Annotated in this window: 20 protein-coding genes; 6 read left to right on the top strand and 14 right to left on the bottom strand. The window is 64.5% G+C overall.

Going from position 1 to position 20,258, the window contains the following annotated elements; genetic code table 11:
- Positions 1 to 26: 26 nt before the first annotated feature.
- Complete coding sequence (locus AC07R1_RS22340) at positions 27 to 1,031, top strand: AraC family transcriptional regulator (RefSeq protein WP_011058582.1); 1,005 nt, start codon at positions 27 to 29, stop codon at positions 1,029 to 1,031.
- A 116-nt stretch (positions 1,032 to 1,147) separates the two neighbouring features.
- Here AC07R1_RS22340 and AC07R1_RS22335 read toward each other — a convergent pair whose 3' ends face one another.
- Together AC07R1_RS22335 and AC07R1_RS22330 are read right to left on the bottom strand one after the other, a co-directional pair.
- Positions 1,148 to 2,536, bottom strand: coding sequence for a heavy metal sensor histidine kinase (locus tag AC07R1_RS22335; protein ID WP_015633713.1), 1,389 nt, complete (start codon positions 2,534 to 2,536; stop codon positions 1,148 to 1,150).
- Positions 2,523 to 3,203, bottom strand: a complete 681-nt coding sequence (locus AC07R1_RS22330) for a heavy metal response regulator transcription factor (RefSeq protein WP_011058580.1) — start codon at positions 3,201 to 3,203, stop codon at positions 2,523 to 2,525. Before AC07R1_RS22330 ends, AC07R1_RS22335 begins: the two co-directional genes overlap by 14 nt.
- Positions 3,204 to 3,339: 136 nt before the next feature.
- On the opposite strand from AC07R1_RS22330, the gene AC07R1_RS22325 reads away from it, so the two are divergent.
- Both AC07R1_RS22325 and uraH read left to right on the top strand, forming a co-directional pair.
- A complete protein-coding gene (locus tag AC07R1_RS22325; RefSeq protein WP_015633712.1) occupies positions 3,340 to 3,828 on the top strand; it encodes a GlcG/HbpS family heme-binding protein in 489 nt (162 codons plus the stop codon).
- Positions 3,829 to 3,927: 99 nt separating this feature from the next.
- On the top strand, positions 3,928 to 4,338 hold the full coding sequence (gene uraH, locus AC07R1_RS22320) for a hydroxyisourate hydrolase (RefSeq protein WP_220223523.1): 411 nt from the start codon (positions 3,928 to 3,930) through the stop codon (positions 4,336 to 4,338).
- A gap of 221 nt (positions 4,339 to 4,559) precedes the next feature.
- Here uraH and AC07R1_RS22315 read toward each other — a convergent pair whose 3' ends face one another.
- A complete protein-coding gene (locus tag AC07R1_RS22315; RefSeq protein WP_011058577.1) occupies positions 4,560 to 5,246 on the bottom strand; it encodes a Crp/Fnr family transcriptional regulator in 687 nt (228 codons plus the stop codon).
- 102 nt (positions 5,247 to 5,348) lie between these two features.
- On the opposite strand from AC07R1_RS22315, the gene AC07R1_RS22310 reads away from it, so the two are divergent.
- Positions 5,349 to 5,873 (top strand): Mpo1 family 2-hydroxy fatty acid dioxygenase, encoded by a 525-nt coding sequence (locus tag AC07R1_RS22310; protein WP_495110949.1) that lies wholly within the window; start codon positions 5,349 to 5,351, stop codon positions 5,871 to 5,873.
- A 141-nt stretch (positions 5,874 to 6,014) separates the two neighbouring features.
- Here AC07R1_RS22310 and AC07R1_RS22305 read toward each other — a convergent pair whose 3' ends face one another.
- From AC07R1_RS22305 to dibA, 6 genes are all read right to left on the bottom strand, one after another.
- Positions 6,015 to 7,004: a sulfate/molybdate ABC transporter ATP-binding protein gene (locus AC07R1_RS22305; RefSeq protein ID WP_011058575.1), complete on the bottom strand. Its 990-nt coding sequence runs from the start codon at positions 7,002 to 7,004 to the stop codon at positions 6,015 to 6,017.
- Between the two features lie 3 nt (positions 7,005 to 7,007).
- Positions 7,008 to 7,880, bottom strand: coding sequence for a sulfate ABC transporter permease subunit CysW (gene cysW, locus AC07R1_RS22300; RefSeq protein ID WP_011058574.1), 873 nt, complete (start codon positions 7,878 to 7,880; stop codon positions 7,008 to 7,010).
- 12 nt (positions 7,881 to 7,892) lie between these two features.
- Complete coding sequence (cysT, locus tag AC07R1_RS22295) at positions 7,893 to 8,711, bottom strand: sulfate ABC transporter permease subunit CysT (protein WP_011058573.1); 819 nt, start codon at positions 8,709 to 8,711, stop codon at positions 7,893 to 7,895.
- A gap of 150 nt (positions 8,712 to 8,861) precedes the next feature.
- Complete coding sequence (locus AC07R1_RS22290; protein WP_011058572.1) at positions 8,862 to 9,872, bottom strand: sulfate ABC transporter substrate-binding protein; 1,011 nt, start codon at positions 9,870 to 9,872, stop codon at positions 8,862 to 8,864.
- 171 nt (positions 9,873 to 10,043) lie between these two features.
- A complete protein-coding gene (oscA, locus tag AC07R1_RS22285) occupies positions 10,044 to 10,226 on the bottom strand; it encodes a sulfur starvation response protein OscA (protein ID WP_011058571.1) in 183 nt (60 codons plus the stop codon).
- Positions 10,227 to 10,526: 300 nt separating this feature from the next.
- On the bottom strand, positions 10,527 to 12,446 hold the full coding sequence (gene dibA, locus AC07R1_RS22280; protein ID WP_011058570.1) for a phosphodiesterase DibA: 1,920 nt from the start codon (positions 12,444 to 12,446) through the stop codon (positions 10,527 to 10,529).
- 146 nt (positions 12,447 to 12,592) lie between these two features.
- On the opposite strand from dibA, the gene desA reads away from it, so the two are divergent.
- Both desA and AC07R1_RS22270 read left to right on the top strand, forming a co-directional pair.
- Entirely contained in the window at positions 12,593 to 13,777 is a 1,185-nt protein-coding gene (gene desA, locus AC07R1_RS22275) for a delta-9 fatty acid desaturase DesA (protein ID WP_011058569.1), read from the top strand.
- A 216-nt stretch (positions 13,778 to 13,993) separates the two neighbouring features.
- The gene (locus AC07R1_RS22270) at positions 13,994 to 14,986 is read left to right on the top strand and encodes a GGDEF domain-containing protein (protein ID WP_011058568.1); all 993 of its coding nucleotides are present in this window, start codon (positions 13,994 to 13,996) and stop codon (positions 14,984 to 14,986) included.
- Between the two features lie 106 nt (positions 14,987 to 15,092).
- Here the strand turns inward: AC07R1_RS22270 and AC07R1_RS22265 are convergent, their stop codons facing one another.
- The 5 genes from AC07R1_RS22265 to AC07R1_RS22245 all read right to left on the bottom strand — a co-directional run bounded on the left by AC07R1_RS22265 (position 15,093) and on the right by AC07R1_RS22245 (position 20,242).
- On the bottom strand, positions 15,093 to 16,307 hold the full coding sequence (locus tag AC07R1_RS22265; protein ID WP_011058567.1) for a response regulator: 1,215 nt from the start codon (positions 16,305 to 16,307) through the stop codon (positions 15,093 to 15,095).
- Between the two features lie 138 nt (positions 16,308 to 16,445).
- A complete protein-coding gene (gabT, locus tag AC07R1_RS22260) occupies positions 16,446 to 17,723 on the bottom strand; it encodes a 4-aminobutyrate--2-oxoglutarate transaminase (RefSeq protein WP_011058566.1) in 1,278 nt (425 codons plus the stop codon).
- Positions 17,724 to 17,900: 177 nt separating this feature from the next.
- Positions 17,901 to 19,343, bottom strand: coding sequence for an NADP-dependent succinate-semialdehyde dehydrogenase (gabD, locus tag AC07R1_RS22255; protein WP_011058565.1), 1,443 nt, complete (start codon positions 19,341 to 19,343; stop codon positions 17,901 to 17,903).
- 380 nt (positions 19,344 to 19,723) lie between these two features.
- Positions 19,724 to 20,038, bottom strand: a complete 315-nt coding sequence (locus AC07R1_RS22250; protein WP_011058564.1) for a RebB family R body protein — start codon at positions 20,036 to 20,038, stop codon at positions 19,724 to 19,726.
- A gap of 54 nt (positions 20,039 to 20,092) precedes the next feature.
- Positions 20,093 to 20,242: a hypothetical protein gene (locus tag AC07R1_RS22245; protein ID WP_493060544.1), complete on the bottom strand. Its 150-nt coding sequence runs from the start codon at positions 20,240 to 20,242 to the stop codon at positions 20,093 to 20,095.
- Positions 20,243 to 20,258: the final 16 nt, after the last annotated feature.

Below are 20,258 nucleotides of genomic sequence, written 5' to 3'. Positions count from 1 at the left end.
ACCTGTTGACCGGACGCGCCAATCGCATGACCGAAGCCACTTCCCTTGCCAGCTGGACCCGCGCCTTGCGCAAGCAACTGGACGCTCTGGACCTCGACAGCGCCGCACTATGCCGCGAAGCCGGGCTCGACCCGCAATTGATGGACGACCCCAACGCCCGCTACCCGCTGTCGGCCACCACCCGCCTGTGGCATCTCGCCGTGCAGGCCAGCGGCGACCCGGCCATCGGCCTGCGGGTGTCGCGCTTTGTCAGCCCCACCACCTTCCATGCCCTGGGCTACGCCCTGGTGGCCAGCGGCAGCCTGCGGGAAGTGTTCGAACGCATCGTGCGTTATCACCAGGTGGTCAGCGATGCCCTGGAACTGGCCCTGACCCGGGAAGCGGACCGCTACCGGTTCTTCCTCAAGGTGCCCGAAGGCGCGCCGCAACCGGCCTTCGAAGCCATCGACGCCTTTGCCGCGATCTACGTGCGCACCTGCCGCAACCGCCTGGGCCGTGACTACGCGCCGTTGGCCGTGCAATTGCGGCGCCCGGCCCCGGCGGACCCGAGCCAGTGGCACAAGGTATTCCGCTGCCCGGTGCAGTTCGCCGCCGTGGACGACTGCCTGGAGTTCGGCCTGCACGATTTCGACAGCCACCTGGACGACGCCAACCCGGAGCTGGCCGAGCACAACGAAGCGGTGCTCAAGCGCACCCTCCTGCAACTGCGGCCCCTGACCTGGGAGCGCAAGGTACGCGGGGTGATCGAAGCCCAATTGCCCGAAGGCGAACCTTCGGCGGAGCGAGTGGCCCAGGCCCTGCACCTGAGCCTGCGCAGCCTGCAACGGCACCTGGCGGATGAAGGCACGCGCTTTGACACCCTGCTCAACGAATGCCGGGAAAACCTCGCCCTGCTGCACCTGCGGGACCTGGAATGCTCCCTGAGCGAGATCAGCTACCTGCTGGGGTTTGCCGATGCCAGCAGTTTCAGCCGGGCATTCAAGCGCTGGACCGGGATGACCCCGGGGCAATTTCGCGACGGCCTGCGCTAAGCCCCAGCAGCCTTGTAGCCGCTGCTGAGCCTGCGAAGCTGCGAACGACCGCAACGCGGGCGCAAATACTGCAGACCGCTGAAGGCCTGGCGGCCTTGTCGCAGCCTCGGCAGCGGCTACAGGAGGGGGAAGCCCAGTTCGAATACCGTGGCCTGCTCATCGCTCGTGACCCGCACCTGGCCGCCATGCAGCAGCATGATCGAGTGCACGATGGCCAGCCCCAGGCCCCCGGAGTCCCCCGGCTCGGCTCGAGACGGGTCGACCCGGTAGAAACGGTCGAACAGCCGGGGCAGGTGCTCGGGGGCGATCGCCGGGCCCTGGTTGTGCACCTGCAACCAGCACCAGCCCGCTTCGTCGTGGCGCCGCAGGCGGATCAGCGACCCTGCATCGGCATGACGCACGGCATTGGCCAGAAGGTTGCCCAGGGCCCGTTGCAGCAATTGCTGGTCAGCCCGCAGCTCGCCGGAAAAACCGTTCTCCAGGCGCAACTGGCGGTCGTCGGCCAGGGCTTCGAAGTAGTCGCACAGTTGCGCCCCGACACCGGCCAGTGACAGTACCTGCAGGTCCAGCACCGCATCGGCCTGCTCGGCCCGGGCCAGGAACAGCAGGTTCTCGGCCATGCGTCCCAGGCGCTCGAACTCTTCCATGTTGGAGGCCAGCACTTCCTGGTACTCCGCCGCACTGCGCGGCTGGTTCAAGGCCAGGCCATTGCTGCCCAGGAGGTTGTGCAACGGCGTGCGGATCTCGTGGGCCAGGTCGGCGGAAAATTGCGACAGGCGCTCAAAACTCTCTTCCAGCCGCGCCAGCATGGCGTTCAGGGCCTGCACCGGCTCGTGGAATTCCGCCGGGATGCCGTTGGTGTGCAGGCGCCGGTCGAGGCTGCGCAGGTCGATCTGGCGGGCCGCTTCGCTGAGCTGGCGCAAGGGCTGCAAGCCCCGGCGCAACAGCAGCAGGCCCAGGGCGAAGGCCAGCAAGGCCCCCAGCCCCACCGCCAGGTACAGGCGCAGGCGGTAACTGGCGAGCATCTGCTCGCGCTCGCTGAGAACCTTGCCGGCGACCACGGTCAGGGCTTCGCCCTTGGGCCCCCGGGCCTGGCCCGCCAGCAGCGCCACCGGCACATCGTCCGGCCCCGGCCAGAGGCGGACATCGGTGCGTTGCGGCGCCTGTTGCAGCGCAATGGGGTCGAGCGCGGGCAGGGGCTGCCGGCGCGGGTTGATGTCGATCACCGTCGAGCCATCGGCCCGCAGCACCAGCAGCAGGCTTTCCTGGTTGCCCAGCATGTTCTGGTACAGCCGGGGCCGGGCTTGCAGGGCATCCAGGCTGTCGCTGTCCTGCAGCAGGGCCCGCACCTGTTCCAGGCGGCCGAGCAGGGCCAGGTCGTCGCGGTAGGCGATTTCCCCGGCCAGGGAACGGTAGAGGAACACCCCGATCACGCTGAGCACCAGGGCGCAGACCGCGGCAAAGGCCAGGGCCAGCCGCCAGGCGATGGAACTAGAGCGCTTCATCCGGGGCTTCCAGCTGGTAGCCGACGCCACGCACGGTGTGGATCAGCTTGGGCATGTAGGGGTCGTCGACCTTGGCCCGCAACCTTCGTACCGCTACTTCCACCATGTTGGTGTCGCTGTCGAAGTTCAGGTTCCACACCTGGGAGGCGATGAGGGTCCGCGACAGCACTTCGCCCTGGCGGCTGGCCAGCAGGTGCAGCAGGGCGAACTCCTTGTTGGTCAGGGCGATGCGCTGGCCGCCACGGCTGACGCGACGGCGCAGCACGTCGATCTCCAGGTCGGCGATGCTGAAGGACTCGGCCTCGCGCAGCGGTCCGCGGCGCAGCAGGGTGCGCACCCGGGCCAATAGCTCGGCAAAGGCGAAGGGCTTGAGCAGGTAGTCGTCGGCGCCCAGTTCCAGGCCGCGGACCCGATCTTCGATAGCGTCGCGGGCGGTGAGGAACAGCACCGGGGTGGCACCGCGCTGGCGCACCAGTTGCAGCAACTGCCAGCCGTTGAGGCCGGGGAGCATGACGTCGAGGATGATCAGGTCGTACTCCTGCTGCTCGATGAAATAGCGCCCGTCCAGGCCGTTCAGGGCCACGTCCACGGCAAAGCCGGATTCTCCCAGGCCCTTGGCAAGGAAATGGGCGGTCTTGGCTTCGTCTTCAACTACCAGCAAACGCATGGCGCACCTCGGAAATGATCGGCACAGGCTAGGCGCCCGACGCGCGCTTGCCCATTACAAACTTGTAATCAAGACGACGGAGTTCTGACGGAGTGCGCTGGCTAAGGTGGCCACCGGTCTTTATGGAGCTCGTTCGATGATCTGCAAACCTCTTGTCCTGGGCCTCGGCCTGAGCCTCGCCGGCACGGCCCTGGCGGCGCTCGAACTGCCGCGCCATGCCGAACTGGACCTGGCCGCCGCCCGCCAGTTGGCCGATGCCAGCCTGGCCCAGTGCACCGCGGCGGTATCGGTGCTGGACCGTGGCGGCAACCTGCTGGTGGCGATGCGCGGCGATGGGGTGGGCCCGCACAACGGCCCGGCCAGCCAGCGCAAGGCCTACACCGCGCTGTCGACCAAGACTTCGAGCCGGCTGTTCGCCGAACGGGCGCGCAACAACCCCGAGGCGGCCAATCTCAATACCTTGCCGGAGCTGTTGTTGCTCGGTGGCGGCCTTGCGTTGTTTGCCGGCAAGCAGTTGGTGGGGGCCATCGGGATTGCCGGGGCCGGTGGCGCAGCGCAGGACGAGGCATGTGCGCTCCAGGCCGCGCAGCGGGTGGGGTTGGCTACCGAGGCCGGGCGTGAGTGATCGTGAAAACCTGCGCCCGCGTTGCGGTCGTTCGCAGCCTCGCGGGCTCGGCAGCGGCTACAGGTTCTGTTGTTTGTTCAATCGAGGAAGGAGTGGGGCATGAATGTTTTGCGTAATAGTCTGGCGGCCATCGGCCTGTGTGGTTTGTCGAGCCTGGCCCTGGCGGCAGGCAATCCGATGAGCGTGCACGTGCTGAACCTGGAGAACGGCCTGCCATCGCCGGGGGTCAAGGTGACCCTGGAGCAGCAGGTGGGCCAGGACTGGAAGCCCTTGTCCGAAGGGGTGACCAATGAGCAGGGGCGGATTGCCGAGCTGTTTCCGGCGGGCCGGGCGCTGACGGCCGGCGAGTATCGGGTGGTGTTCAAGACCGGCGAGTACTTCAGGCAAGCCAAGCGCGAGACCTTCTTTCCGGAGATCCCGGTGATCTTCGAGGTCAGGCAGACCGAGCAGCATTACCACATTCCGTTGTTGCTCAGCCCTTATGGGTTCTCGACCTATCGTGGCTCGTAGGAACCGGCTGCCGGCGAAGGCGATCTCGCGGGCCCCTTCGCTGGCAAGCCAGCTCCTACGGGAGGCAGGGACAACGCGGGGGTTTCTGTAGGAGCCGGCTTGCCGGCGAAGGCGATCTTGCGGGCCTCTTCGCTGGCAAGCCAGCTCCTACGGGAGGCAGGAACAACGCGGGGGTTTCTGTAGGAGCCGGCTTGCCGGCGAAGGCGATCTTGCGGGGGCTTCTATGGCGAGGTCAGGGCGCGCAGGCGCTCGGTGTCGAGGATTTCAATCTCGCCATAGCTCAGGCGCAGGATGCCCTGGTGCTGCAGCTCCTTGAGGATCTGGTTGGTGGTCTGGCGCGACAGCGAGAGCATCAGCGCCAGTTGTTCCTGGGGCAGTTGCAGCACGCGGCGGGCCTGGGCCACTTCACCGTAGCCGGCGGCCATCGCCAGCAGGCGGCTGGCCACCCGCGCCGGGGCCGGCATCAGGCTCAACTGCTCCAGGTTGATAAAGGCCAGGCGCAGTTTGTGGCTCATCAGCAGGGCGAACTGGCGCCAGTATTGCGGCTGCTGCTCCAGTAGTTGCAGCAGGTTCGCCTGCGGCACCTGGAGCAGGGTGCAGGCGCCCTCGGCGTAGGCATCGTGGGTACGGGGCTGGCCGTCGAACAGGCAGATCTCGCCGAACCAGTGGGGCGCTTCCATCAGGCTCAGCAAGGCCTCCTTGCCCTGCTCGCTGACCGCGCCCACCCGCACCGTGCCCTCCAGCACCGCGTACAGCCCGCAGGGCGGATCGCCGCGCCGGAACAGGCACTGCCCCGCCGTCAGCCGGCGCAGGCGCGCACTGTCGAGCAAACTATTCTGTAAGGAAGCCGGCAGGTGGCTGAACCACTGGCCGGTCATCAGGCATTCACGCCACTGGTGCAGGTCCATGAACAGGTCTTTCCCTCAGGGCATCGCAATGATTGTCGCCTAGCTGACAGAGCCGAGCACCGCCGCCGGGCATGATCGAGCCACCCTAACGGAGGAACAACAATGAAAAGCCTCGTTGATCATCTCAGTCAATACGCCGCCTACCACCGCGACCCGCGCAATATCGCCAGCCACTTTATCGGCATTCCGATGATCGTGGTGGCGGTGGCCGTGCTGTTGTCGCGTCCCGCCTGGAGCATGGCCGGGCTGTCGTGGTCGCCGGCGTTGCTGCTGGCCCTGGCCGCGTCAGTGTTCTACCTGCGCCTGGAAGTGCGCCTGGGGGTGCTGATGACGGTGCTGATGGCGCTATCGGTGTGGGCCGGCCAGGTGCTGGCGGCGCAAAGTACCGGGCTCTGGCTGAGCAGCGGCCTGGGCCTGTTCGTGACCGGTTGGGTGATCCAGTTCATCGGCCATTACTACGAGGGCCGCAAGCCGGCCTTCGTCGACGACCTTTCGGGGCTGATTGTCGGCCCGCTGTTCGTGGTGGCCGAACTGGCCTTCCTGCTGGGCCTGCGCCATGACCTGAAGCAGGCCATCGAGCAGCGTTCCGGGCCGGTGGCCCTGCGGCACAAGAAAGCCATGGTCTGAAGCCCGGGAACGCTTCGGGAATATTGGGCCGGCCCCCGCAGGAGCCGGCTTGCCGGCGAAGAGGCCTTCGAGCCAGGTGCAAACCTGAAGGACGCTTTCGCTGGCAAGCCAGCTCCTACAGCGGGCGTGATGTCGGCGGGGTCAGAGGCTGGCGTGTTTCTGCCAGACCTTGGGCTTGAAGAACAGGGTTTCGCCACGGGCCAGGCCGATCAGGCTGTCGTGGTCCTTCACCACTTCGGCCTCGATCAGTTCGCTCTGCCCTTCCACCTTCAGGGTCACCCGGGTGGTGGCCCCCAGCGGACGGATATCCCGCACTTCGGCGGCGTGGTGGTCTTCCAGTTCGGAGCGCGACAGCGACACTTCGTGAGGCCGGAACAGCACGTGGTTGTCCTCCCCCAGGTGCAGGCGGTTGGAGTCGCCGAGGAAGTGGTAGACGAAGTCGCTGGCCGGGTTCTCGTAGACCTCGCCCGGGGAACCGATCTGCTCGATCACGCCCTTGTTCATCACCACGATGCGGTCGGCCACTTCCATGGCTTCTTCCTGGTCGTGGGTAACGAATACCGAAGTCAGGTTGATGTCTTCGTGCAGCCGCGCCAGCCAGCGCCGCAGCTCCTTGCGCACCTTGGCGTCGAGGGCGCCGAAGGGTTCGTCCAGCAGCAGCACCTTGGGCTCCACCGCCAGGGCGCGGGCCAGGGCGATACGCTGGCGCTGGCCGCCGGAGAGCTGTTCCGGGTAACGGTCGGAGAGCCAGTCCAGCTGCACCATGTTCAGCAGCTCGTGGACCTTCTCGGCGATCTTGCTCTCGCTGGGGCGCTGGTTCTTCGGCTTCATGCGCAGGCCGAAGGCAACGTTGTCGAACACGCTCATGTGGCGGAACAGGGCGTAGTGCTGGAACACGAAACCGACGTTGCGATCACGCACGTCGTGGCCCGAGACATCCTCGCCGTGGAACACGATGCTGCCTTGGTCCGGGGTTTCCAGCCCGGCGATGATCCGCAGCAGAGTGGTCTTGCCGCAGCCGGACGGGCCCAGCAGGGCCACCAGCTCGCCGCTCTGGATGTCCAGGTTGATGCTGTTCAGGGCCTTGAAGGCGTTGAAGTTCTTGCTGACGTTACGGACTTCGATCGACATGACTTATTCCTCCGCGGCGCTGGCGCGCAGGCGGTTGATTCGGGATTCGCTCCACTGCTTGAGCAGCAGGATGAACAACGCAAGGATCAGCAACAGGCTGGCGACGGCAAAGGCGGCGACGTGGTTGTACTCGTTGTAGAGGATTTCCACGTGCAGCGGCAGGGTGTTGGTGACCCCGCGAATGTGCCCGGAAACCACCGACACCGCGCCGAACTCACCCATGGCCCGGGCGGTACACAGCACCACGCCGTAGATCAGGCCCCATTTGATGTTGGGCACGGTGACGTGCCAGAACATCTGCCAGCCATTGGCCCCCAGCAACCTGGCGGCCTCCTCTTCCTGGGTGCCCTGCTCCTGCATCAGCGGGATCAGTTCCCGGGCAACGAAGGGCACGGTGACGAAGATGGTGGCCAGGACAATGCCCGGCAAGGCGAAGACGATCTGGATGTCGTGGTCCGAAAGCCACGGGCCGAACAGGCCCTGGGCGCCGAACATCAGCACATAGACCAGGCCGGCGATCACCGGCGACACCGAGAACGGCAGGTCGATCAGGGTCACCAGGATGCTCTTGCCGCGGAACGAGTACTTGCTCACGCACCAGGCAGCGCTGACCCCGAACACCAGGTTCAGGGGCACCGAGATCAGCACCGCGATCACCGTGAGTTTCAGCGCCGACAGGGCGTCGGGCTCGAAGATCGCATCGAAGAACGCCCCCAGGCCGAGCTTCAGGCCCTGGGACACCACGATGAACAGCGGCAGCAGCAGGAACAGGGCGAAGATCAGCCAGCCGAGGCCGATCAGCAGGCGCCGCGAGGTGGCGCTGCCACGGCGGGCGGCGTTGGCGGAGGACGCGGCGGAAATGGACGATTGGGACATGGTCGCGCCTCCTTAAGGTCGTTCGATGCGCCGCTGCAGCAGGTTGATCAGCAGCAGCAGAATGAAGGAAACCACCAGCATCAGCACGCCGATGGAAGTGGCGCCGGTGTAATCGTACTGGTCGAGCTTGACCATGATCAGCAGGGGCAGGATCTCGGTCTTCATCGGCATGTTGCCGGCGATGAAGATCACCGAGCCGTACTCGCCCACGCCCCGGGCAAAGGCCAGGGCAAAACCGGTGAGCCAGGCCGGCAGCAGGGCCGGTACCAGGATATGGCGGAACACCTGCCACGGCTTGGCACCCAGGCAGGCGGCGGCTTCTTCCACTTCACGGGGGATGTCCGCCAGCACCGGCTGCACCGTGCGCACCACGAATGGCAGGGTGACGAAGGTCAGTGCCAGGGTGATGCCCAGGGGGGTGTAGGCGATCTTGAAACCCAGGTCGGTGGCGAACTGCCCCACCAGGCCGGTGGGCGCGTAGAGCGCAGTCAGGGCAATGCCCGCCACGGCGGTGGGCAGGGCGAATGGCAGGTCGATCATGGCATCGATGATCTTGCGCCCGGGGAAGCTGTAGCGCACCAGGACCCAGGCCAGCAGGGTGCCGATGACGCCGTTGATGATGGCCGCATACAACGCGGTACCGAAGCTCAGCTTGAGCGCGGCGAGCACCCGTGGCGCCGAAATGATCGCCCAGAACTGTTCCCAGGTAAGTTGCGCGGCATGCACGAACATCGCCGCCAGGGGGATGAGCACAATCAGGCTGAGGTACACCAAGGTGTAGCCCAGCGTCAGCCCGAAGCCGGGTATGACGGGGGAGATACGACGCGACATAAGAGTCCTTGGTTAACGGAACGGATACGCAAAACCCGCAACTCAATGCGGGCTCTGCCTGGTAGGAGCCGGCTTGCCGGCCAAAGGGCCCGCAAGTCGTGCTTTGCCCTCAGGGGCGCCTTCGCTGGCAAGCCAGCCCCTACAACAGGGTTATTGCGCCGTGTAGATCTGGTCGAACACACCACCGTCATTGAAGAATTTCGGTTGGGCAGTTTTCCAGCCGCCGAAGTCCTTGTCGATAGTTACCAGGTCCAGTTTCGGGAACTGCTGGGCATATTTGGCGGCGATGTCCTTGTCCCGTGGGCGGTAGAAGTTCTTCGCGGCAATTTCCTGGCCGGCCGGGCTGTACAGGTGCTTGAGGTAGGCCTCGGCGATCTGGGTGTTGCCTTTCTTCTCGGCGTTCTTGTCCACCACCGCCACCGGTGGCTCGGCGAGGATCGACAGCGAAGGCACGACGATATCGAACTTGTCGGCGCCGCCGTCTTCCTTGAGGGCCAGGAAAGCTTCGTTTTCCCAGGCCAGTAGCACGTCGCCCTGACCGTTGTTGACGAAGGTGATGGTCGAGCCGCGGGCCCCGGTGTCCAGCACAGGCACGTGCTTGAACAGCTCCTTCACATATTCCTGAGCCTTGGCTTCGCTGCCACCGGCTTTCAGGCCATAGGCCCAGGCGGCGAGGAAGTTCCAGCGTGCACCACCGGACGTTTTCGGGTTCGGGGTGATCACCGAGACGTCTTTCTTGATCAGGTCGCCCCAATCCTTGATGCCCTTGGGGTTGCCCTTGCGCACCAGGAACACGATGGTCGAGGTGTAGGGCGTGCTGGCGTCGGGCAGGCGCTTCTGCCAGTCCGCCGGCAGGGTCTTGCCGAGCTTGGCGATTTCGTCGATGTCACCGGCCAGGGCCAGGGTCACCACGTCGGCCCGCAGGCCGTCGATCACCGCCCGGCCCTGCTTGCCGGAGCCACCGTGGGATTGCTGGATCTTCACGTTGTCGCCCGGGTGGTCCTTCTTCCAGAAGTTCACGAACTCGGCGTTGTAATCCTGGTACAGCTCACGGGTCGGGTCATAGGACACATTGAGCAGCTCATAGTCCTTGGCAACAGCGGAACCGGCGAAAACGGCGCTGGCGAGGGCGGCCAGGGCATAACGGCGAATCGACGACATGGTGAAGCTCCTGAAATTTTTTAAGGTGCTGGCATTTTTCTTATGGCGATTTCAGCCCGCATTCGAAAAGGAACGCTGGGATTCGTGCAGGGGGTCATGGATGACGCCCTCCGGTTGACCAGTCGGGCCTCTCGTTCGCGAGAGGGTGACGCGGTGTTCAGCGAGGTACTTTCAACTCGGTTTGTGGCCGGGCTGCTGCAGACGGAATTTTTCCTTGCGTTCGATCTGCACGACCTGGGCGTTGTGCACGGTGATTTCCACCGCACCGAAGCGCAGGTCGCGCAGTGCGCTTTGAATTTCCCGCAAGATGGTTGCTTCGTCCTGGCCGTCAACGCTACGTAGAGATGCGCTCATGGTGTTGCTCCTGAGTGGGATGTGCCTGGCAGTGGCGGCACTGCTTGCGGCGTGGGAGCAATACTAGATAGGGCCGGATATTCTTAAAAATACTATTTAAGAATGTTTATATAACCAGAAGAAATTATTCGAGCTGACAGCAGCTTAGCCCCAACCCTGTAGCCGCTGCCGAGCATCAGCGAGGCTGCGCAAAGGCCCCCAGGGCCTTGCCTGGCGCCCTTGCGCCAAACCTCAACACCGCGCCTGCCACGTCGGTATGCCGCCCAAACCGTTCGCAGCCTGCGCCAGCGGCTACAGGGATCAACGGATCTGCGGGGCGTTGCTCCAGACCAGTTGCGCCGCCGGCATCGGCCGGCCGAACCAGTAGCCCTGGCCCAGGTCGCAGGCGTGTTCCAGAAGAAAACGCGCCTGTTCCACCTGCTCGATACCCTCGGCATGCACCTGCATGCCCATGCTCTGGGCCAGGGCAATGATTACCCGGGATATCGCTGCATCGTCCTCGTCGAACGGCAGGCCGGCGACAAAACCCTGGTCGATCTTGAGCTTCTGCACCGGCAGGCGCTTGAGCCGCAGCAGGGAGGAGTAGCCCGTGCCGAAGTCGTCGATGGCCAGGCGAATGCCCAGCTCGCGCAAACGGTGCATTTGCTCCAGGGCCACTTCGGGGTCATCCATCACCGCGCTTTCGGTGACTTCCAGCTCCAGGTAGGCCGGGTCCAGCCCGGTCTCGTGCAGCACCTGGGCCACCTGCTGGTACAGCTCGCTGCGGGCGAACAGGCGGGTCGAGACATTCACCGCGATAAACGACAGCACCACGCCATCGGCCTGCCACTGGCACATCTGCCGGCAAGCCTGCTGCATGACCCAGGCATCGATCTCGGCAATCATCCCGGTGCGCTCGGCAATCGGTATGAACTCCGCCGGCGACACCAGCCCGCGCTCGGGATGCTCCCAGCGCACCAGGGCCTCGACGCCTACCAGGCGGCTGGTCTTGAGGTCGTGCACCGGCTGGTAATAGACCCGCAGTTCCTGCTGGTCCAGGGCGCGGCGCAGCTCGAAGGCGATTTCCACCCGCTGCTGGGCATGGGCGGTGAGCTCCTCGGTGTACAGGGCGTAACCGTTGCGCCCGGCGCTTTTGGCCTTGAACAGCGCCGCATCGGCGTTGCGCAGCAGTTGGCTGGCGCTCAGCGCGTCGCTGGGAAACAGGCTGATACCGATACTGGCGTTGATCACCACCTGCTGCTCGCCGAGCTGGAAGGGCTCCTTGAGGCCGTCGATGATGCGCTGGGCCAGGGCCGCCGCCTGCACCAGCTGCGGGCAGCTTTCGGCCAGCACCGCGAACTCGTCGCCGCCCAGGCGCGCCAGGGTGATGCCCGGGCCGAACATCCCGCCCAGGCGCTCGGCCACCGCCTTGAGCAGCTGGTCGCCGACGTTGTGCCCCAGGCTGTCGTTGATCATCTTGAAGTGGTCCAGATCGATCATCAGCATGGCGCAGCCGCGCTTGTGGATCTGCGCCGAAGCCAGGGCCTGTTCGGCACGGTCGGTGAACAGCAGGCGGTTGGGCAGGTCGGTCAGCGGATCGTGATGGGCCAGGTGAGCCAGCTCGTGCTCGGAATCCTTGATCGCGCTGATGTCGGAAAATACCGCAACGTAATGAGTCAGCTCGCCCTGCTCATCGCGGATCGCGCGGATGGTCTGCCATTGCGGGTAGATCTCGCCGCTCTTGCGCCGATTCCAGATTTCACCGCTCCACTCATCGGTCTTCTGCAACGAGTCGAACATCGATTGATAGAACTGCGCCGAATGATGCCCGGACTTGAACAGGCTCGGCTGGCGGCCCAGCACCTCTTCGCGCTGGTAGCCGGTGATTTCGATGAAGGCGCGGTTGACGTGGACGATCTGCCCCTGGGTATCGCTCACCAGCACCCCTTCGCGGGTGCAGTCGAACACCGCCGCCGCCTGGCGCAGGCGCTCGCGGTCCTTCTGCTGGTGGCGCAGCCAGCGATCGGCCCCCAACACCCGCAGCAGACGGGCCCGGGCGAAGAAGATCAGCACCGCGCTGACCACCGCCCAGGCATAGCCGCCAACCAGTTGCCAATGGGCCCGATCGGAAAACTCATCGAAGAAACTGCTCAATAAGTAACCACTGAACTGCAACCAGACCAGCGACAACAGCAGATAGAGCAGCGCGGCACGCAAACCATTGCGATAAGAAACCGACATAAGTCCGTCTATTTCCACACGAAAAGTTTGGGATTATAGAGGAAGAAACATTCCGCCACTCTTATCTGAAAGGGCGACTGGTTTTCTCAGTGGGCTTAGTGATAATGCCTGGGCTGTTTTTTTCTTTATCGAGGGCCTTATCGCCTATGTGGTACGAAGGTTTACTTGGCTTGTCCGCCTGGCAACTGGTGGCAGTCACCCTGTTGATGACCCACGTGACCATTGTCGCGGTCACGGTCTATCTGCATCGCTATTCCGCGCACCGTTCCCTGGAACTCAATGCCGGCCTGAAACATTTCTTCCGCTTCTGGCTGTGGCTGACCACGGCGCAGAACACCCGCGAGTGGACCGCCATCCACCGCAAGCACCACGCCAAGTGCGAAACCGCCGACGACCCCCACAGCCCGGTGGTCAAGGGCCTGTCCACTGTGCTGCGCAAGGGCGCCGAGCTGTATCGCGAAGAGGCGAAGAACCCGGAGACCCTGCGCATCTACGGCAAGAACTGCCCGGAAGACTGGATCGAACGCAACCTCTACAGCCGCTACAAGCTGGGCGGCGTGGCGCTGATGGCAGCCATCGACCTGCTGCTGTTCGGCACCATCGGCATCACCATCTGGGCCATCCAGATGATGTGGATTCCGTTCTGGGCCGCCGGGGTCATCAATGGCCTGGGGCATGCGGTGGGCTACCGCAACTTCGAATGCCGCGACGCCGCCACCAACCTGGTGCCCTGGGGCATCATCGTCGGCGGCGAAGAGCTGCACAACAACCACCACACCTACCCCAACTCGGCCAAGCTCTCGGTGAAGAAGTGGGAGTTCGACCTGGGCTGGGCCTGGATCAAGGTCTTCAGCTTCCTGCGTCTGGCCAGGGTCCAGCGCGTGGCGCCTATCGCCCACCGGGTCGAAGGCAAGGGCCACCTGGACATGGACACCGCCATGGCCATCCTCAACAACCGGTTCCAGATCATGGCCCAGTACCGCAAGCTGGTGATCGGCCCGCTGGTGAAACAGGAACTGGCCAAGGTCGATCATTCGGTGCGCCACCAGTTCCACCGCGCCAAGCGCCTGCTGTCCCGGGAAACCAGCCTGCTGGAAGACCGCCACCACCTGCGCATCCAGAGCATGCTGGAGCACAGCCAGGCCTTGAAGGTGATCTACGAGAAGCGTCTGGCCCTGCAGCAGATCTGGGTCAAGACCAGCTCCAACGGCCACGACATGCTCGCGGCCATCAAGGATTGGGTACACGAGGCCGAGGCCAGCGGCATTCAGTCCCTGCGTGATTTCGCCCATCAGCTCAAGACCTATTCCCTGCGTCCCACCACCGCCTGACCCCAGCCCCTCGCCACTCCCGTGGCGAGGGGCTGCCCTTCTGAAATCAAGCCTTGCAGGCCCCTCTCGACCGTCTGGCGGGCGCTCGCGCTATCGCTGTAGCGGCCGGGAACTTAGCGCCCGATCCCCTATCTCAAACAACACTTCGCCACCCAGGCGGGCTTGGTTGTAGCCGCTGCCTAACGGCGCGCGGCACGCCCTTTGAGATCTGTGCCGATGGTCAACAAGAACCCACACACTCCCTCTGCGCTTCCACAGTGGCCCGAAGCCGCGCAAACCCTGATGGCCCTGATGCATGCACAGGGCGAAGTGGCCCGCCTGACCGAACGCGAGCAGCTGTTCAGCTCGCTGCTGGTCAGTGTCAACGCGGTGCTCTGGGCCTTCGACTGGGACAGCCGCCAGGTGCTGTACGTCAGCCCGGCCTATGAACGGATCTTCGGTCGCCCCGCAGGCCTGCTCCTGGCGGACTGCAATCAATGGCGCGACAGCATCTACCCCGATGACCTGGAGTACGCCGAGCGCAGCCTGGCCCAGGTCCTGGAAAAGGGCGCGGTGGAAGATCGCGAATACCGCATCATCGATGCCCAGGGCCAGGTGCGCTGGCTCAGCGACAAATGCTTCATCAACCGCAATGCCGAGCCCGGGCAACGCCTGATCGTGGTCGGCATCGCCGAAGACATCACCGAAAAGAAGCAGCTGGAAACCGAGTTGCAACGCCTGGCCACCACCGACGTGCTGACCCAGAGCAGCAACCGTCGGCACTTCTTCGAATGCGCCAACCGCGAGTTCGAGCAGGCGCGCCTGCAAGGCTCGTCCCTGGCCTTCCTGCTGCTGGATATCGATGACTTCAAAGTGATCAACGACACCTACGGCCACCCCGAAGGCGACATCGTCCTGCAGCGCATCGCCGAAAGCGGGCGCGCGGCCCTGCGTCGCGGCGACCTGTTCGGGCGGATCGGTGGCGAGGAGTTCGCCGCGGTTTTTCCCGGCTGCACCGCGGACATGGCCCGCCAGGTGGCCGAGCGCCTGCAACGGGAGATCCAGCGCCAGAATTTCAGCCACCAGGGCCAGACGTTCACCATCACCGTGAGCCAGGGCCTGACCGGCCTGCTGGCGGAAGACGAAAGCCTGGACAACCTGTTCGCCCGCGCCGACAGCGCCATGTACGAAGCCAAGCGCCAGGGCAAGAACCGCATCATCACCGGATAAACCCGCGATCACTCGCCCGTAGGAGCTGGCTGGCCCGCGAAGGCGCCCGCAAGGCTTGCACAAGACTCGAAGGCCTCTTCGCCGGCAAGCCGGCTCCTACAGTGGTTCAGCCCTTGCGCAGGCGGGTCAGTTCCGGCAGCCCGACCTTCAGCAGCCGCGCGGTCTTGCAGCGCGCGATCTCTTCCACCCCTTCGTGCTCGGTCAGCCGCGCCAGCTGCGCCGCCAGGTTCATCACCAGCGCCTCGCGGGAATACACCCCACCGCCCAACTGGTAGATCGAGGCAATCAGCTCCCGCAGTTCAAGGGGCATGCGCCAGCGGGTCCGCAGCGCCGAGCCGTAGGCCGCGCCAAAGCGCTCCAGGGCATCGCCGATTTCTTCCTGGTCGTCCAGCTCGCCGCCGGCCTGTTTCCACTCCTGCAGGCAACGCAGCAGCGCCAGGTCGCCCAGGCGATGCAGTAGCCCGGCGCAGTAGCAGCGCTCCTGGTCCAGGTCCAGCAGGCGCGCCAGGGTCCGGCCGTATTCCGCGGTATGCAGGGACAGCTCCCAATAGCGCTCGGCATAGTCGGCCAGGGCCGGATCGCTCAGGCGCGCGCTGCGCTTGAGGGTCAGGCCGAGGATCAGGTTCATGCTCTGTCCGGTGCCCAGCCGATGCAGGGCCTGGGACAGGGTCTGCACGCCGTCGCCATGGTGCTGCGCGGCGCTGTTGGCTGCAGCGATCAGCACCGCGGTGACCTGGGGATCGGTGCGGATCTCTTCCTCCAGCACCTTGAGGTCCAGGCCTTCGGGGTTGAGGCTGCGCTTGACCGCCAATTGCACATCGGTGAGCAGCGGCGCGCCGTCGGCCACATCGCGCCGGCGTTCGAGAAAGGGCCACAGGGTCATGCCCGGCGCCAGGGCCGGCACCTCGCAGGAGACTTCCTGGCCGGCGTCCAGCAGCAGGCCCTGCAGGCGCTGGGTCAGCCCCTCCATGTTCAGGGGCTTGGTCAGGTAGGCAGTGGGCGCCAGGGGCAAGGCCTCGCGCACGCTGGCGCTGTCGCTGCGCACGCTCAGCAGGATGAACGGCTGCACCGGATTGCGCTTGCGCTGGCGCACCGCGCGCAGCAGCGACAGGCCATCGATGCCCGGCAGCTCCCAATCGGCAATGATCAGGTCATAGGGTTTGGCGCTCAGCAGGTCCATGGCCTCCTGACCGTCGGCACACAAGTCCAGACGCGCATCACAGCGCACGTTCAACAGCACTTGCTTGAGCAAATCACGAGACCAGGGATCAGCCTCGGCAATCAGCACGCGAGGTACAGCGGGTAAATCAACAGCGGTCATGCAGCACGCTCCCTAGGCAATCCCTTGCACCTTAGTCAATGCGCGGGCTTCCATACAACGCAAATCCCCCTGGAGCCGCCTGAGGGCGAAAAAAAACCCGCCGAAGCGGGTTTTTCTGTCGATCAGGTCACAGCGTCATCAGAGTTCAGCGAAGCACTCTTCGATGATGGCCAGGCCTTTGTCCAGCTGGGCATCCGGCGAGGTCAGCGGCACCAGAACCCGCAGAACGTTGCCGTAGGTGCCGCAGGACAGCAGGATCAGCCCCTTGTCGCGAGCCTTGGCCACGACCTGGGCCACGGCAGCGGCGTTCGGCTTGTGGCTGTCGCCATTCTCGAACAGTTCCACCGCGATCATCGCGCCCAGGGCACGCACTTCACCGATCACCGGGTACTTGGCCTGGATGGCCTTGAGGCCGGTCACCAGGCGCTCGCCAACAGCCTTGCAGCGATCCAGCAGGTGCTCTTCCTCGAACACTTCCATCACCGCCAGGGCCGCCGCACAGGCGATCGGGCTACCGGCGTAGGTGCCGCCCAGGCCGCCTGGAGCGATGGCGTCCATGTACTCGGCCTTGCCGCAGACACCGGCCAGCGGGAAGCCGCCGGCGATGGACTTGGCGAAGGTGGTCAGGTCGGCGGTAACGCCCATCTGTTCCATGGCGAAGAAGGTGCCGGTACGGCCAGCGCCGGTCTGCACTTCGTCAGCGATCAGCAGGATGCCGTGCTGGTCGCACAGGGCGCGCAGGCGCTTCATGAACTCTTTGGGCGCGACGTAGAAGCCGCCTTCGCCCTGCACCGGCTCGATGATGATCGCGGCGATATCACGAGGCTCGGCGTCGTTCTTGAAGATGCGTTCGATGCTGGCGATGGAGTCGTCGATGCTCACGCCGTGCAGTTCATTCGGGTACAGCGCGCGGAAGATGCCGCCTGGCATCAGGCCCATGCCGGCCGAGTACGGCACGACCTTGCCGGTCAGGCCCAGGGTCATCATGGTGCGGCCGTGGTAGGCGCCGGTGAAGGCGATCACGCCGGCGCGGCCAGTGGCGGCACGGGCGATCTTCACGGCGTTCTCTACAGCTTCGGAACCGGTGGTCACCAGCAGGGTTTTCTTGGCGAAATCACCTGGCACCTTGGCGTTGATTTTCTCGCACAGCTCCACGTAAGGCTCGTAGGCCAGGACCTGGAAGCAGGTGTGGGTCAGCTTGTTCAGTTGCTCGGTCACCGCGGCGATGATCTTCGGGTGCACGTGACCGGTGTTCAGTACCGCGATACCGCCGGCGAAGTCGATGAACTCGCGGCCTTCAACGTCGGTGACGGTGGCGTTCTTCGCGCTGTCGGCGAAGATCGGGTGAATCTGGCCAACACCGCGCGGTACAGCGGCTTCACGGCGTTTCATCAAAGATGCGTTGGTCTTGCTCATAGTGTCCTCATTCACCGCTGCGGCAGCGGTGTGATTCAAGGGTTGCGGGGCGGGGAAGCGCCTGCGACAGCATGCGATGATCGACTGTCGGAGCGGTCCCGGGCCACCTTGAAAAGTGCGTTTTTTAAAGCTGCGCAGGGGGACAGCGCTCTCGTGCCCCCGGCGCTTGAAACCGGATCAGATACCCAGGCAGAGGTATTTGATTTCCAGGTAATCCTCGATCCCGTACTTGGAACCTTCACGGCCCAGGCCCGAGGCCTTGATGCCGCCGAACGGCGCCACTTCGTTGGAGATCAGGCCGGTGTTGACCCCGACCATGCCGTATTCCAGGGCCTCGGCCACACGGAACACACGGCCCAGGTCACGGGCATAGAAGTACGAGGCCAGGCCGAACTCGGTGTCGTTGGACATGGCGATGACTTCGGCTTCGTCTTTGAAGCGGAACAGCGGCGCCAGTGGGCCAAAGGTTTCTTCCTTGGCCACGGCTGCATCCTTGGGCACGTTGACCAGGATGGTCGGCTCGAAGAAGTTGCCTTCCATGGACTTGCCGCCGGCCAGCAGGGTCGCGCCTTTTTTCAGGGCGTCGGCGATGTGTTCCTGGACCTTGGCCACGGCTTTTTCGTCGATCAGCGGGCCAGTGGTGGTGCCTTCTTCCAGGCCGTTGCCGATCTTCAGCTTGGCCACTGCTGCCTTCAATTTCTCGGCGAAGGCGTCGTAGACCGAATCCTGGATGTACAGGCGGTTGGCGCAGACGCAGGTCTGGCCGTTGTTGCGGTACTTGGAGATGATCGCGCCTTCGACGGCCTTATCCAGGTCCGCGTCGTCGAACACGATGAACGGCGCGTTGCCGCCCAGCTCCAGGGAGACTTTCTTGATGTCCTTGGCGCATTCGGCCATCAGCTGGCGACCGATCTCGGTGGAGCCGGTGAACGACAGCTTGCGCACGATCGGGTTGCTGGTGAGCTCGCCGCCGATGTCGCCGGCGCTGCCGGTGACCACGCTCAGCACGCCTTTCGGGATGCCGGCACGGTGCGCCAGTTCCACCAGGGCCAGGGCCGAGAACGGGGTTTGCGAAGCGGGCTTGATGACCATGGTGCAACCGGCGGCCAGGGCCGGGCCGGCTTTACGGGTGATCATCGCCGCCGGGAAGTTCCACGGGGTGATGGCCGCGGTCACGCCGATCGGCTGCTTGATCACGATCAGGCGCTTGTCGGGCTGGTGGCCGGGAATCACGTCGCCGTAGATGCGCTTGGCTTCTTCGGCGAACCATTCGATGAAGGAGGCGGCGTAGGCGATTTCGCCCTTGGCTTCGGCCAGCGGCTTACCCTGCTCCAGGGTCATCAGGCGACCCAGGTCGTCCTGGTTCTCGATCAGCAATTCATACCAGCGGCGCAGCTTGGTGGCGCGCTCCTTGGCGGTCAGGGCACGCCAGGCCGGCAGGGCCTTGTCGGCGGCCTCGATGGCGCGGCGGGTTTCGGCGGCGCCCATCTTGGGTACGGTACCGAGGATTTCACCGGTAGCGGGGTTGTTGACCTTGATCGTCTGGCCGTTGTCCGCGTCGACCCAAGCTCCATCGATGAAGGCTTGTTGGCGGAACAACTGGGCGTCTTTGAGCTGCATGTCGGCTTCCTTAACAGCACCGCGCATACGCGGGGCGAATTGTGATTGTAGAAAGGCGCCAGGTCAGGAGGAGAGCGCCGGGGCGCTGTCACCAGCCCGTGGCCAGGCTGCCGTCAGGAAAATCGTTCACTGGGTAAAAGCACGAAAAAGTCGCACACAAGAATAGACGTGCGTTTGGGCACCCAGGCAAGAGCGTTTGAAATCTCAAACGAATCCTAGGGTCAACGGGGGTAAAGGACAATAGGCTGTTCGAAAAAAAGAACGTAAAGGCGCCTAGCGGTAAAAAATCCGCTTCAACCTCCCATGCCGCCGGGCAAAAGACAACGCCCCCGCAGCCTATGGCAGGCGGCGGGGGCGCTGGCATGGCGCCTGGGGAACGGTCAGCTACTGAACGACTTGAGCACCGTCAACAGGCTGGTGAGGTTGTCGGCCACACCGCCCTGGGCGACTTTCTCGGTGGCCGACGCACCGGCGGTGGTGTCGACGCTGTAGATCTGCATCACGCCCTGGTTGGTGGCCGCCTGGGCCAGGGTGTTTTGCTGCTGCTGCGCCGAAACCGAGTTCTGGAACAGGATGGCCACGGACTGGCCCATGGACTGGTAGATGGTGCCCATCGACATGGCTGGCGCTTCGGCGACGACCTTGACGTTGGTCTGGGTGACGGCATCGGTGATTTGCGGACTGACTGTGCTCATAAAAACTCCATTTTTTCAGCAGGTAGGTTCAACGGAAAATCAGGCTTTCAGCCATCAGCTCTGAAAGGACTTGAGAACCGTCAACAGGCTGGTGAGGTTGTCGGAGACCCCGCCCTGGGCGACTTTTTCGGTGGCCGCCGCCCCGGCGGTGGTGTCGACGCTGTAGATCTGCATCACGCCCTGGTTGGTGGCCGCCTGGGCCAGGGTGTTTTGCTGCTGC

Source organism: Pseudomonas sp. GW821-FHT07F01 (assembly GCF_059418825.1).
This window is presented reverse-complemented; position numbering and strand designations above follow the sequence as displayed.

Coding starts and splice junctions, on each gene's coding strand:
- gabT (WP_011058566.1), bottom strand. CDS start 17,723: ATGAGCAAGACCAACGCATCTTTGATGAAACGCCGTGAAGCCGCTGTA.
- AC07R1_RS22250 (WP_011058564.1), bottom strand. CDS start 20,038: ATGAGCACAGTCAGTCCGCAAATCACCGATGCCGTCACCCAGACCAAC.
- oscA (WP_011058571.1), bottom strand. CDS start 10,226: ATGAGCGCATCTCTACGTAGCGTTGACGGCCAGGACGAAGCAACCATC.
- AC07R1_RS22305 (WP_011058575.1), bottom strand. CDS start 7,004: ATGTCGATCGAAGTCCGTAACGTCAGCAAGAACTTCAACGCCTTCAAG.
- AC07R1_RS22315 (WP_011058577.1), bottom strand. CDS start 5,246: ATGGACCTGCACCAGTGGCGTGAATGCCTGATGACCGGCCAGTGGTTC.
- dibA (WP_011058570.1), bottom strand. CDS start 12,446: ATGTCGGTTTCTTATCGCAATGGTTTGCGTGCCGCGCTGCTCTATCTG.
- AC07R1_RS22270 (WP_011058568.1), top strand. CDS start 13,994: ATGGTCAACAAGAACCCACACACTCCCTCTGCGCTTCCACAGTGGCCC.
- uraH (WP_220223523.1), top strand. CDS start 3,928: ATGAATGTTTTGCGTAATAGTCTGGCGGCCATCGGCCTGTGTGGTTTG.
- AC07R1_RS22335 (WP_015633713.1), bottom strand. CDS start 2,536: ATGAAGCGCTCTAGTTCCATCGCCTGGCGGCTGGCCCTGGCCTTTGCC.
- desA (WP_011058569.1), top strand. CDS start 12,593: ATGTGGTACGAAGGTTTACTTGGCTTGTCCGCCTGGCAACTGGTGGCA.
- gabD (WP_011058565.1), bottom strand. CDS start 19,343: ATGCAGCTCAAAGACGCCCAGTTGTTCCGCCAACAAGCCTTCATCGAT.
- cysW (WP_011058574.1), bottom strand. CDS start 7,880: ATGTCCCAATCGTCCATTTCCGCCGCGTCCTCCGCCAACGCCGCCCGC.
- AC07R1_RS22330 (WP_011058580.1), bottom strand. CDS start 3,203: ATGCGTTTGCTGGTAGTTGAAGACGAAGCCAAGACCGCCCATTTCCTT.
- AC07R1_RS22325 (WP_015633712.1), top strand. CDS start 3,340: ATGATCTGCAAACCTCTTGTCCTGGGCCTCGGCCTGAGCCTCGCCGGC.
- AC07R1_RS22290 (WP_011058572.1), bottom strand. CDS start 9,872: ATGTCGTCGATTCGCCGTTATGCCCTGGCCGCCCTCGCCAGCGCCGTT.
- AC07R1_RS22340 (WP_011058582.1), top strand. CDS start 27: ATGACCGAAGCCACTTCCCTTGCCAGCTGGACCCGCGCCTTGCGCAAG.
- cysT (WP_011058573.1), bottom strand. CDS start 8,711: ATGTCGCGTCGTATCTCCCCCGTCATACCCGGCTTCGGGCTGACGCTG.
- AC07R1_RS22310 (WP_495110949.1), top strand. CDS start 5,349: ATGAAAAGCCTCGTTGATCATCTCAGTCAATACGCCGCCTACCACCGC.
- AC07R1_RS22265 (WP_011058567.1), bottom strand. CDS start 16,307: ATGACCGCTGTTGATTTACCCGCTGTACCTCGCGTGCTGATTGCCGAG.